Below are 11,821 nucleotides of genomic sequence, written 5' to 3'. Positions count from 1 at the left end.
CTCCTGAATTGGCTCTAGATGTGAGTAAATTAGCGGCCGATCAGCCGGCTGAGGAAACCTTTAAATCCGCCGGTTGAATCCGCTTTGGGCTGCTGGCCCAGAAATTGGTCGACTAGGACATTCATACTTTTGGCGGCTGGAGAATTCGGATAAGCGATCGTAAAAGGTGTCTGCTCCTTAACGGCCCGCGATACATGATGATCGTCCTCAACGAATCCCAGTGTCTGAAGCTCGACGGACAGAAAGCGGCGGGCCACCATGGCGATCTTCTCGGCCGTTTCTCTGGCCTCCCGGCCGTGAGCGGCCCGATTCACCACGAGCTTGAAGGCTACGCCGGGATCTTCGCTGCGGACCATTTTAATAAGCGCATACGCGTCCGTAATGGACGTGGGCTCCGGCGTCGTAACCACGAGCGTTTCCTGGGCGGCGGCAATGAACCGCTGGGTTTCCTTGGATAGTCCGGCTCCCGTATCGAACAGAATAAAGTCGGCCATGCCGCCAAGTTCCTGGATCTGCTCGGTAAAAGAATCCGCTTCGGAGTCCGACAGCCTCACCAGATCGTAAAGCCCTGAGCCCCCTGCGATAAACTGCAGCCCTTTAGGTCCTGTCTGAACGAGCTCGCCGATCGTTTTTTCCCCTTTTATTAAATGAAGCAGGTTGGCTTTAGAGGAAATCCCCATCAGCACGTCAATGTTGGCAAACCCGATGTCGGCATCGAATATGAGCGTCTTGTATCCCCTGGCCTGCAGGCAGAGTCCGAAATTTAACGTGAAATTCGATTTCCCTACCCCGCCCTTGCCGCTTGTAACGGTAATAATGCGCGTCTTGCGCTCGGGCCCGCCGGTCAGCGCGCCGCCCGGGGACGGCGCATCTTTCTCATGCCTCAAACGAATCAGATTACGCAGTTCCTGGGCTTGGTCACTCATACGAGTAACCCTCCAGCACCGCATCGACAATCCGGTTTTCGTCCGCGACCATGATGTCATCGGGGACGTTTTGCCCGTCCGTCACGTAGGAAAGCCGGATCGGAAATTCATCCAGCAAATTCAGCATGGCGCCGTACGAATACGTTTCGTCCATTTTAGTAAAAAGGACTTTATCTACTTTAAACTTGGAAAAGTTAGCGGTAATGGCTTTCATATCGCTGTATTTTGATGTCAGGCTGAGCACCAGAATCGTTTCGCTCGGCCCCTGGTGCCTGATCAGTGTATTAAGCTCGGACACGTACATCTCGTTGCGGAAATTGCGTCCGGCGGTATCCATGAAGATTACGTCGGCCTCCCGCAAATTGTGCAGCGCTCTCGTCAGATCGGCCGGGGAAAAAACCACTTCCACCGGAACGTCCAAAATATTCGCGTACGTGCGAAGCTGTTCGATCGCGGCTATCCGGTAGGTGTCGGAAGTGATCAGCCCGACTTTGCGGCGCTGCTTCAGCACCTGATCGGCCGCCAGCTTCGCGATCGTCGTCGTCTTACCGACACCGGTCGGCCCGACGATATGGACGATCTTGGAGTCCGCCGAGATCGGCTTGCCCTGCGGCGGCGGGAACAATGCAAGCATCCGCTTGCGAACCGCTTCCGCCGCCTGCCGCGCATCCGCCTCGTCGGCCGAGGCGGCAAGATCTCTTCTGGCGCTTTCGATCAGCTGCCGGACTAGGTCCGGCTGCACTTCCTGCGCCAGCAGATGCTCCTCCAGCCGCCCCCATACGGGGGGCAGCTGGGGCTGTGCGGATGGCCGGGCAAGGCCGGCCATCATGGTCTTGAGATGCTGGAGCTCCGCCAGCATCAGGTCCTCGCGGGCCGCGCTCTGCGCAGCGGCCGCTTCTGCAGCCGCCTCCGCGCGGGAGGCGGCCAGTGCGGCGCGCAGCGCCTCGGCCTGCTCGTCGGCGAAGCCGCCGGTCTGCGGCGCTTCGGCGGACGGCGCGGCCTCCGCCTGCGGCAGGCTCCGCGGCGCCGCCGGGGCCGGCGCGCTCTGCCGCTGGTCTGCGGCAGCCGGCCGGGCCTGCGCGTAAGCGGCTGCGGCAGCCGCCGGAGGGCGCTGCGGTATTACGGGCAGCGCTTCCTCTCCTGCGGGCTGCCCCGCATTCGCCGGCGCCGCGGACCGGGCGTCGGCCGGGCGTTCGCCCTGGCCGACGAAGGATACGGGAGCCTGAGGCGAGGATGGCTGAGCCGGAGCCGGACGTTGGCCCGTTGCCGCTCCGTTCGCGCCGCCAGGCATTTGGCCGGGGGCGGAAGCCCCCGATATCCCCGTGACGGTCTCTGCCTCCACCTCGATCTGCTTCTTGAGAAGACCCGATCCCGCGGGGTCGGTATTCTCTCCTGATCCGTAAGCCGGAACCGTTTCATTTTGCAAGGCGGATTGTCTGAGCAGCAGTTCAGCAAACTCTCTCTGCCTCAGTTCCTGCTCTTTATTGGGACGGGGCGGATCCGCCGCCTTCTCCGCTTCCTCTTCCTGACGTGCTTTGGCAACGGCCGTTACGGCTGCGGCGGCCGCCGCTTTGGAGGAAGGGCGGGCTTGAGCCCCGCCCTCCGGGCCGCTTTTGCCTGAACCGTTCGGGCCCTCTTCCAGCGCCGCAATCACTTCGATGCGTTTTTTTCCGAAGAGTCCCAGGAATCCGCCGGTTTTTACTTCTTTGGTGCTTAAAATAACGGCATCCTTACCGAGATCGGTGCGGATTTTATGAAGAGCGTCCGGCATTGAATCGACAATGTAACGTTTCACTCTCACAAGTTGACAACTCCCATGCTTTGAATTTCTACACTCGGTTCAAGCTCGCTGTAAGACAAAACCGGAATGTCCTGCATGGTACGCTCCAGAAGCTGGCGCAAATACATACGGATCGTCGGTGAAGCCAGAATAACCGGCTGGTGACCGGACTGGACCATTTTGCTCACCTGCTCACCCAGCTTGTGATAAATGACCTGCGAAGAAGACGGGTCGATAGCCAGATACGATCCTTGATCCGTCTGCTGCACGGAATCCGCGATTTTTTTCTCCAGCCCCGGGCCTACGGTAATAACGCGGAGCGAATCCTGCGGAGACGAATACTGCAGTGTGATTTGTCTCGAGAGAGACTGACGCACATATTCCGTCAAAATATCCGGATCTTTGGAGTAAGGTCCGTAATCCGCCAGCGTTTCCAGGATGGTAACCAGATCGCGCACGGAAATTTTTTCCCGGAGCAGTTTCACAAGCACTTTCTGCACGTCGCCGATGGACAGGACATTCGGAATCAAATCGTCCACGAGAGCCGGATAAGCTTCCCTGACGTTGTCGATAAGCGTCTTGGTTTCTTGACGTCCCAGAAGCTCGTGGGCGTGCTTTTTAATAATTTCCGTGAGATGCGTGGCGACAACGGAAGGCGGATCCACCACGGTGTATCCGGATAACTCCGCCCGCTCTTTGGTCATCTCATCGATCCACAGGGCCGGCAGTCCGAACGCAGGTTCGGTCGTCTCGATTCCCGTAACGGACTCGTCTTCGAATCCCGGGCTCATGGCCAAGTAGTGGTTAAGCAGCAATTCGCCGCCCGCAACCGTATTGCCTTTAATTTTGATGATATACTCGTTAGGCCGCAGCTGAATATTGTCGCGGATCCGGATAACCGGAACCACGATACCGAGCTCCAGCGCACATTGTCTGCGGATGAGAATAATCCGGTCGAGCAAATCCCCGCCCTGCTGGGCGTCGGCCAGCGGAATGAGACCGTAACCGAACTCGAATTCGATCGGATCCACCTGCAAGAGGCTGATCACACTTTCCGGGCTCCGTACTTCTTCGATCTGCTGCTCTTCCACCATCTGTTCTTCTTCTACCTGCTTCCGGTTCAAGTTCTGCTGCATCTTTCTTGCCGCAAAAACGAGAAGAACCGCGATAGGAATGGTCGTATACCAATGAATCGGTGTGAAAATACCCAGAAAAGCGATCGTTCCCGCCACGATATACAGCAGCTTCGGATAGGCGGTCAATTGACCGACGATATCGTTACTGAACGTTCCTTCCGAAGAGGCGCGCGTTACGATAATGCCGGAAGCGGTTGAAATAAGCAGGGCCGGAATCTGACTGACCAGTCCGTCACCGATGGTGAGAATCGAGTACGTATGTCCGGCTTCTCCGAACGACATGCCTTTCATCGAAATCCCGATGATCAATCCCCCGATCAGGTTAATCAGGAGGATGATAATTCCGGCAATCGCGTCTCCTTTGACGAATTTACTCGCTCCGTCCATGGCTCCGTAGAAGTCGGCTTCGCGCTCCACTTTTCTGCGGCGCTCGCGTGCCTGCTGCTCGTTGATCATACCGGCGTTCAAATCGGCATCGATGCTCATCTGCTTGCCGGGCATCGCATCCAAGGTAAAGCGGGCCGCCACTTCGGCTACGCGCTCCGAACCTTTCGTGATGACGATAAACTGCACGATAACCAGAATAAGAAACACGATAAATCCGACTACGATATTGCCCGCCGCCACGAAGTTACCGAACGTCTCGACTACGGCTCCCGCTTCGGCATGAGCCAAAATATTTCTGGCCGTCGAAACGTTAAGTGCCAAACGGAACAAGGTCGTTACCAGCAGCAGGGCCGGGAAAATGGAAAACTGCAGCGCTTCCTGCGTATTCATTCCGACCAAAATAATCATCAGGGAGATCGTAATGTTAATAATGAGCAAAAAATCGAGGAGGGCGGTTGGAATCGGCACCACCATCATCAAAATAATCCCGATTACCCCGATCAGTACAACTAAATCTTTTGGTTTCATGTACGGCCCCCCTTTCTACGTTTTCTTCACTTTGCCCTTAATTTTGTATACATAAGCCAGCACTTCGGCTACGGCCTGGAACAGGTCGCCCGGAATCGATTCTTCCAGATCGACCTGAGCGTAGAGCGCCCGTGCAAGCGGCTTGTTTTCCATAATCATAATGCCGTGTTCCTTCGCGATTTCGCGTATTTTCAAAGCCACGTGATCCGTCCCTTTCGCAACCACTTTAGGAGCCTGCATATTGGCCGAATCGTACCGGATGGCTACCGCAAAATGCGTCGGGTTTGTAATAATGACATCCGCCGTAGGAATTTCCTGCATCATCCGCTGCATGGCCATCCGGCGTTGTTTTTCGCGAATTTTCCCTTTGATCAGGGGATCGCCTTCCATTTTCTTGTATTCGTCTTTGATGTCCTGCTTGGACATCCGTATGCTTTTCTCGAATTCATACTTCTGGTACAGGTAATCGAACAAGGCAAGCACGACCAGAACTAATGCGATTTTGAGCCCCAGTGAAAGCGTCAGGGACCATATATAATGAAGCGATTTTTCCAGCGGCACATGACTGAGGCTGAGGAGCTTCTCTTTCTCGTCCCACAACGTCGTATAAACGATGATTCCGATCACGCTCATTTTCAGCATGGACTTCAAAAAATCCACGGCGGAGCGCATTGAAAATATTTTTTTGAACCCTTCAATGGGATTCAGCTTGCTCAACTTGATTTTGAGCGGATCGCCCGTAAAAAGAATTCCGATCTGAAGATAGTTACCCGCCAGGGCAATCACCATCGTCAAGATTAAAATGGGAGCCAGCATAGTCAAAAAATGAATTAACAGCCGGTAAAATAACATCCGTACATTCGCCATCGTCACATCCATCAGCAAATCATGCCTCAGCGTACCCGAGAATAGATCTATCAGCCGATCCTTCATAAATCCGCCGATCATGTAAAACGATAAAAATGAAAAGAACAGGATAAAAGCAGCAGGCAGCTCCATACTTTTCGCCACTTGGCCTTTTTTACGGGCGTCCTGCCTCTTTTTCGGTGTCGCCGGTTCCGTCTTCTCTTGCGAGAACAACTGCAGGTCCAGCTTTAAACGGAGCGGTTCCATACGTATCCTTTCCTTTCCCGTACAGGTGCTACGGAGCTTCCAGCGCTTTGCCGGCCACTAGATTCAGCAGCTTTTGCATCGCTTCGAACATCCGGTCGAACAATTGGTGAAACAAACCGATCAGCTCGGGCATAAGCAGGGCGATCAGGAAAAACCCGATGATGATCTTCAGCGGCACCCCGACTACGAAAATGTTGAACTGGGGAGCGACGCGCGTCAGTAAACCCAAACCGAGGTCCGTCAAAAACATCGCTGCGACAACAGGGGCCGCAAGCTGCATCGACAGAGCGAAAACACTCGAAAATGTTTTCACCAGAAATTCGGTGATTTGTCCCCCGTAAAGCTGAGCAAACAAATTGTTGGACAGCGGTATCCATTCATAGCTGTTCATGATGCCCTGCAGCATAAAGTGATGACCGTTGAAGCTCAGCAGCAGCAGCATGGCAAGCATGTACTTCAAATTGCCCATCAAGGGTACGGTGGTTCCCGACATAGGATCAATCACGTTGGCCATCCCGAGTCCGATCTGCATATCGATAAAGGAACCCGCGATCTGTACGGCCGTAAAAAACAGATAGGCGATAAAACCGAGCAGCAGGCCGACGATTATTTCCCGGATGACCAGCAGGACATACTGCGCGTCCATCGGAACCAGCTGGGACGTCCCTTGAGCCGCCGTTACGATCAAAGTCAGAAATAAAGCGAGTCCGATTTTGAACATACTCGGCACATTTCGGGACGAGAAGAGCGGTACGACGACAAGGAACGAGGTCATTCGACAAAAAATCAGCATAGCGTTGGGCAAAAGTTGAAACCAAAGCTCCATGGCCGCCTACCCGATATATTGATGAAGATTGTTGAACAGATTGAATGTAAAGTCGACCAGCGTGTTCAAAATCCAGGGCCCGAAAATTAAGACCGAAAGCAGGACCGCCACGATTTTCGGCACGAATGCAAGCGTCTGCTCCTGAATTTGAGTCGTAGCCTGAAAGATACTGATGATAAGACCGACCGCAAGGGCGATCACCAGCATCGGAGCGCTGGCTTTCAGCACCGTATAGACCGCTTCGCCGGCCAGCTTAATGATAAATTGCGAACTCATGTTAGGTGACCTCCAGCTTCCGCGTTCATGTACTGTAACTGAGGAGCAGCGATTTAACAACCAGATACCAACCGTCCACCAGAATAAACAGCAGGATTTTGAACGGCAGCGATATCATAACGGGCGGCAGCATCATCATCCCCATGGCCATCAGCGTACTGGCGATAACCATATCGATAACCAGGAAAGGGATAAAGATCATAAAGCCCATTTGAAACGCCGTTTTCAGCTCGCTGATGGCATAAGCCGGAACAAGGGCTGTCAGCGGTGTGTCTTCGACTCCTTTGGGAGCCTCCGCCTTCGTGTAATCCAGGAAAAGCTTCAAATCTTTAGGCCGGGTATGATTCCACATGAACTGCTTGATGGGAACGGACGCTTTTTGAAGAGCCTGCGTCTGGTTGAGTTCCCCCTTCATGTAGGGCTGGACGGCCGTATCGTTAATCTGTCCCAGCGTCGGTGCCATAATAAACAGGGTAAGAAACAGGGCCAGTCCGATCAAAACCTGGTTAGGCGGCATCTGCTGCGTCCCGAGAGACGTGCGTACGAACCCCAGCACAATGACGATTCTCGTAAAGCTGGTCATCAGAATCAGAAATGAAGGCGCGAGACTCAGAACCGTCAGCAGCAAAATGACGCTGATTGTGCTGGAGGCTCCGGAAGCACCGCTTCCCGAATCTACGTTGACGCTTATACCGGGAATCGGATTCTGCGGGTCCGGAGCGGCATAAGCCGTATCCCCTGCCCATCCGACGAACACAAGTAAAGCAAGCAGAATAATAAAAATTCCTTTATTTTTGCTCATTTGACTTCAACCGATCTTGTTCGTTTTCTTCCTGCAGCCATTCTTCAACGCTTTTGTTGCGCTGGGCGACATTCTGCAGTTTATCCTGAAAGACCTGGTGAAAGTTCGGCGTAAGCTCTTCTTCCTCCACCGCGTTAGTTTCACCTGGCTTTTTGCGTATTTTTTCAAGCCATTTGCCGACGGTAATAAATTCCGTTGCCGCCCGGGTTTGTGCCGTAATTTGCTCTTTCAGTCTCGCCGCCTCGCCGGCATCGGCTATTTTCTCAAGAAGCTGGATATTATCTCCGACTCCGACGATGTACAGCGAATCGCCGATTTCGACGACTTGGATCGACTTGTTTTGGCCGAGTGGAACTCCACCCAGCGACTGCATGGCACGTCCGAAGCGGAATCCGCTTTTTTTCGACAACATCTTCATAATGCCGTAAAAAAGACCGATGATAAGGAGGAGAAAGAAAATCACTTTTCCGATCATCACGATCGAATCCATACTCCCCGTCTCTCCTGTTCCCGGACCGGGCCCGATGTTGCCGCCCGACCCAGGTGTCCCAAAACAAACGGAAGTCCAGAACGGCAGCTGAACGATCAGTCCTGCCGTTGCCAGAAGCAGCTTTCCTGCCTGTTTCTTCAAGCTTCACATTCCTTCCTTATTAAAAAGCTTACGCTTAGCCCATTGTTTTCTTAATGGCTTCGATAACACGGTCCGCTTGGAAAGGTTTCACGATAAAATCCTTGGCGCCGGCTTGAATCGCATCGATTACCATCGCCTGCTGTCCCATCGCCGAGCACATGATCACTTTGGCGTTAGGATCGATTTTTTTGATCTCTTTCAGCGCATTGATTCCGTCCATTTCAGGCATGGTGATATCCATCGTCACCAGGTCGGGACGCAGCTCTTTGAATTTTTCTACGGCTTGCAGGCCATCGTTTCCTTCACCGACAACTTCATACCCGTTCTTCGTTAAAATGTCGCGAATCATCATTCTCATAAATGCTGCGTCGTCCACGATCAAAATTCTGTTCCCCATGATAAAATAATCCTCCCAAAAGATAGTTATTGTATTTTTTGAATGCGATCCCACTGACTGACGATATCGGTTACGCGAACGCCGAAGTTCTCATCGATAACGACGACTTCTCCCTTGGCGATCAATTTGTTGTTGACCAGAATATCAACCGGTTCACCGGCCAGTTTGTCCAGCTCGATGATCGAACCTTGCGAAAGCTCCAAAATGTCTTTGATCACTTTCTGCGTTCTTCCCAGCTCTACCGTTACTTTCAGAGGGATATCGAGCAGCAGATTCAGGTTCGTGTCGTCCGACTGGCTGTATCCTCCCTGCTGAAGATTGGAGAACTGGACCGGCTGTACGTTAACATTCCTGTTCATTCCTCCGTAGTTTCCTCCCTGTGGTGCGTGATTCATCGGCTGCTGTGCGTATGACTGTTGTGCAGGCGGTTGATTCATCGGCATCGGGTTGCCCCCCATCGAAGGATTCGTATACGGCGCTTCTGCCGGGTTTGTATATGGCGGTTCCGGAACCGGCTGCTGATAAGCTTGAGCGTTCGGATCCGCTTGCGCCTGGCTGGTGACAGCTGGCGGCGGAACTTCTTCGCTGACTGCGGCCGCCGTTTCTTCGTGAACCTCTTCGGAACCCCCGCCCATCAGGATATTTACCATTTCTTTGGAAAAATCGACGGGAAGAAGCTGCATGATGGTCGAATCGATAAGGTCCCCGATTGTCAGTCTAAAGGATATCTTTATAAATACGTCTTCGTTCGGCAGTTTTCCTTCTCCATTCGACAGATTCAAAATATCTATTCCCGGCGGGGAGATATTCACGAACCGGTTGAATATCGTGGACATCGAAGTCGCGGACGAACCCATCATCTGATTCATGGCTTCCTGAACGGCGCTGACGTGAATTTCAGACAACTCGTCGCCTTCCACATGACCGTCTCCGCCCATCATCAGATCGGCAATGACTTGAGCGTCGCGAGTCTTGATCACGAGCAAATTGATACCGTCAAAGCCGTCTACATAGTTGACATGAACGGCAACGTGCGGTTTGGGAAACTCGTTAACCAGCTGTACGCGCGGAATGCACGATACTTTAGGGGTCGTAATGTCCACTTTCTTGCCGAGTAGAGTGGATAATGCCGTCGCTGCGCTTCCGAACGTGATGTTGCCGATCTCTCCCAGAGCGTCCTGCTCCAGCGAGGATAAGTAATCATCGATATTCGAAGAAAGAGAAGAAGATGGATTATCGTCGGAACGCTCATCTACCGCCTGCTTCAACAGCGCGTCTATTTCCTCCTGCGACAAATAATCTTTACTCGTCATGTTCTTCTGCTCCTTCATTTACAATTTCGCCGATTTGAACGGCCATTTTGCTCTTGGTTGTACCAGCGCTGCCTGTAAATTTAAGCTTCTCGCCGACTTTGATGTGCAGAGGCTCGTTTACCGGCTTGTTCAAAGTAATAACATCCCCGGGCTGCAGATTCAGAAACTCGTGAATCGTAATCTGCGATTCTCCCAGCTCTGCGATAATGGGCAGCTTGGCCTGAGTCAGCCTGTCCTGCAAAATTTCGACTTCCTCGGGAGCCCGGCTTTTCTTCTGGGACACAAACCAGTGGTGCACCGACAGGCGGGGCATGATCGGCTCGATAACGACATGCGGGATACACAGGTTGATCATCCCGGTCGTGTCGCCGATTTTGGTACTTAGCGAGATCAGCGCGATAGTTTCATTGGGGGAAACGATCTGCATAAACTGCGGGTTCGTTTCCAGGGCTTCAAGCCGCGGAGAAAGATCGATAATCGTCTTCCATGCTTCCTGGAGGCTCTCAAACGCCCGGCTGAAAATCCGCTCCATCACGATCGTCTCGATTTCAGTCAAAGCCGAAATTTTCTGAGGAGACACGCCGACACCGCCAAGCAGCCTGTCCAGCATCGCGTACGCCACGTTCGGGTGTACTTCCAGAACCATTCTTCCCTCTAATGGCTCTGCTTCAAAAATGTTCAAGATCGTCATTTTGGGAATCGAGCGGATAAACTCATCATAAGGAAGCTGTTCGACCTGAACGACATTGATCTGGACAAACGTTCTTAGCTGTGCCGAGAAATAAGTCGTCAAGTACCGGGCAAAGTTTTCATGAATCCGGGTCAAGCTCCGGATATGGTCTTTGGAAAAGCGTACGGCCCGTTTGAAATCATATAATCGGACTTTTCGCTGCGTATCTTCTTTCTTGAGTTCCTCTGCATCCATTTCACCGGAAGAGAGAGCTGCCAGAAGAGCGTCGATTTCATTCTGTGACATAACATCAACCATAAGAGTCACCCCCTTTGTGCGTATCCGATCTATGTAAAAGGCTACTCAAGTACAATATCGGTAATATTAATGCGCCTTATTTTTCCTTCATTAAGAAGCGGATTAAGCTTGTTAATCAGTGCGGTGGTCAAGTTATCCTGCCCTTTGCTGCCTGAAATCTGATCGGAGTTCATGTCAGAAAGAGTCCGGATGATTGTTCCTTTGATACGGGAATCAATCAGATTTTCGAAATCCGTTTTTGCTTTTTTGTTTTCCAGCTCAAAAGCCAGACTGATTTTCACGAAGCTGCCCTGACTGGCCAGGTTTGTCGTAATGTCTTTCATAATGACGGTATTTTCTTTGATCTCTGCCGACGTTTGAACCTTCTCTTCACCGGCGGATTCCGATTTATTGTCCATAACCGTCCATAAAACGAATGCAGCCGTCAAGACTAATGTGATGGCGACAAGAATAGAAACCAGCATCAGAAAAAATCGATTTTTAAGCACTACAAGCCCTCCGTATTCGCCGACTTGATCGTTGCTTGCACCGCACCGATCCGTTTCAAAAATTGTTCCACCATCTCTGTGACCGCTGCCTCTTTTTCAAGGACCATAATTTTCTTTCCGTTAATCAACGTAATCACGGTGTCCGGTGTTTCTTCCATCATTTCAATCATAAGCGCGTTGATCACTAACGGCTTGCCGTTCATTCGGGTCAAACGTACCATGGTTCCCTC

The 11,821-nt window shown here is 52.3% G+C and carries 13 protein-coding genes; all 13 read right to left on the bottom strand.

The features are described from left to right. Positions 1 to 29: 29 nt before the first annotated feature. Genes C4S74_RS02770 through C4S74_RS02710 form a run of 13 tightly spaced genes read right to left on the bottom strand, consistent with a single transcriptional unit; the run spans position 30 to position 11,812 of the window. Positions 30 to 926 carry a MinD/ParA family protein gene (locus tag C4S74_RS02770; protein WP_103993823.1) on the bottom strand — a complete coding sequence of 299 codons (897 nt, stop codon included), beginning with the start codon at positions 924 to 926 and terminating at the stop codon, positions 30 to 32. Beyond that, positions 919 to 2,727, bottom strand: coding sequence for a flagellar biosynthesis protein FlhF (gene flhF, locus C4S74_RS02765; RefSeq protein ID WP_103993822.1), 1,809 nt, complete (start codon positions 2,725 to 2,727; stop codon positions 919 to 921). Before flhF ends, C4S74_RS02770 begins: the two co-directional genes overlap by 8 nt. Then, entirely contained in the window at positions 2,724 to 4,757 is a 2,034-nt protein-coding gene (flhA, locus tag C4S74_RS02760) for a flagellar biosynthesis protein FlhA (protein ID WP_103993821.1), read from the bottom strand. Before flhA ends, flhF begins: the two co-directional genes overlap by 4 nt. Positions 4,758 to 4,772: 15 nt before the next feature. After that, positions 4,773 to 5,870 carry a flagellar biosynthesis protein FlhB gene (flhB, locus tag C4S74_RS02755; protein ID WP_103993820.1) on the bottom strand — a complete coding sequence of 366 codons (1,098 nt, stop codon included), beginning with the start codon at positions 5,868 to 5,870 and terminating at the stop codon, positions 4,773 to 4,775. A 28-nt stretch (positions 5,871 to 5,898) separates the two neighbouring features. After that, on the bottom strand, positions 5,899 to 6,696 hold the full coding sequence (gene fliR / locus C4S74_RS02750; RefSeq protein ID WP_103993819.1) for a flagellar biosynthetic protein FliR: 798 nt from the start codon (positions 6,694 to 6,696) through the stop codon (positions 5,899 to 5,901). A 6-nt stretch (positions 6,697 to 6,702) separates the two neighbouring features. Continuing rightward, on the bottom strand, positions 6,703 to 6,972 hold the full coding sequence (gene fliQ / locus C4S74_RS02745) for a flagellar biosynthesis protein FliQ (RefSeq protein WP_009676755.1): 270 nt from the start codon (positions 6,970 to 6,972) through the stop codon (positions 6,703 to 6,705). 25 nt (positions 6,973 to 6,997) lie between these two features. After that, complete coding sequence (gene fliP, locus C4S74_RS02740; protein ID WP_103993818.1) at positions 6,998 to 7,774, bottom strand: flagellar type III secretion system pore protein FliP; 777 nt, start codon at positions 7,772 to 7,774, stop codon at positions 6,998 to 7,000. After that, positions 7,761 to 8,405, bottom strand: a complete 645-nt coding sequence (gene fliO, locus C4S74_RS02735; RefSeq protein WP_103993817.1) for a flagellar biosynthetic protein FliO — start codon at positions 8,403 to 8,405, stop codon at positions 7,761 to 7,763. The genes fliP and fliO overlap by 14 nt, the downstream gene beginning before the upstream one ends. Before the next feature lie 34 nt (positions 8,406 to 8,439). After that, positions 8,440 to 8,802 carry a response regulator gene (locus tag C4S74_RS02730; RefSeq protein WP_103993816.1) on the bottom strand — a complete coding sequence of 121 codons (363 nt, stop codon included), beginning with the start codon at positions 8,800 to 8,802 and terminating at the stop codon, positions 8,440 to 8,442. Between the two features lie 26 nt (positions 8,803 to 8,828). Then, positions 8,829 to 10,115 (bottom strand): flagellar motor switch phosphatase FliY, encoded by a 1,287-nt coding sequence (gene fliY, locus C4S74_RS02725; protein ID WP_103993815.1) that lies wholly within the window; start codon positions 10,113 to 10,115, stop codon positions 8,829 to 8,831. After that, positions 10,105 to 11,103, bottom strand: coding sequence for a flagellar motor switch protein FliM (gene fliM / locus C4S74_RS02720; protein ID WP_103993814.1), 999 nt, complete (start codon positions 11,101 to 11,103; stop codon positions 10,105 to 10,107). The genes fliY and fliM overlap by 11 nt, the downstream gene beginning before the upstream one ends. Positions 11,104 to 11,144: 41 nt before the next feature. Next, the gene (locus C4S74_RS02715; protein ID WP_103993813.1) at positions 11,145 to 11,591 is read right to left on the bottom strand and encodes a flagellar basal body-associated FliL family protein; all 447 of its coding nucleotides are present in this window, start codon (positions 11,589 to 11,591) and stop codon (positions 11,145 to 11,147) included. After that, positions 11,591 to 11,812, bottom strand: coding sequence for a flagellar FlbD family protein (locus tag C4S74_RS02710; protein ID WP_103993812.1), 222 nt, complete (start codon positions 11,810 to 11,812; stop codon positions 11,591 to 11,593). Before C4S74_RS02710 ends, C4S74_RS02715 begins: the two co-directional genes overlap by 1 nt. Between the last annotated feature and the right edge of the window lie 9 nt (positions 11,813 to 11,821).

Source organism: Paenibacillus sp. UNC499MF, from assembly GCF_900107975.1.
Lineage (GTDB): Bacteria > Bacillota > Bacilli > Paenibacillales > NBRC-103111 > Paenibacillus_F.
The sequence above is the reverse complement of the archived record's forward strand: the minus strand, read 5'-3'. Positions and strand labels throughout refer to the sequence as shown.

What these genes read in the sequence shown, in the direction of transcription:
- fliQ (WP_009676755.1), bottom strand. Translation starts at nt 6,972, where the DNA reads ATGAGTTCGCAATTTATCATTAAGCTGGCCGGCGAAGCGGTCTATACG.
- fliY (WP_103993815.1), bottom strand. Translation starts at nt 10,115, where the DNA reads ATGACGAGTAAAGATTATTTGTCGCAGGAGGAAATAGACGCGCTGTTG.
- C4S74_RS02710 (WP_103993812.1), bottom strand. Translation starts at nt 11,812, where the DNA reads ATGGTACGTTTGACCCGAATGAACGGCAAGCCGTTAGTGATCAACGCG.
- C4S74_RS02730 (WP_103993816.1), bottom strand. Translation starts at nt 8,802, where the DNA reads ATGGGGAACAGAATTTTGATCGTGGACGACGCAGCATTTATGAGAATG.
- fliM (WP_103993814.1), bottom strand. Translation starts at nt 11,103, where the DNA reads ATGGTTGATGTTATGTCACAGAATGAAATCGACGCTCTTCTGGCAGCT.
- flhA (WP_103993821.1), bottom strand. Translation starts at nt 4,757, where the DNA reads ATGAAACCAAAAGATTTAGTTGTACTGATCGGGGTAATCGGGATTATT.
- C4S74_RS02770 (WP_103993823.1), bottom strand. Translation starts at nt 926, where the DNA reads ATGAGTGACCAAGCCCAGGAACTGCGTAATCTGATTCGTTTGAGGCAT.
- fliR (WP_103993819.1), bottom strand. Translation starts at nt 6,696, where the DNA reads ATGGAGCTTTGGTTTCAACTTTTGCCCAACGCTATGCTGATTTTTTGT.
- fliP (WP_103993818.1), bottom strand. Translation starts at nt 7,774, where the DNA reads ATGAGCAAAAATAAAGGAATTTTTATTATTCTGCTTGCTTTACTTGTG.
- flhB (WP_103993820.1), bottom strand. Translation starts at nt 5,870, where the DNA reads ATGGAACCGCTCCGTTTAAAGCTGGACCTGCAGTTGTTCTCGCAAGAG.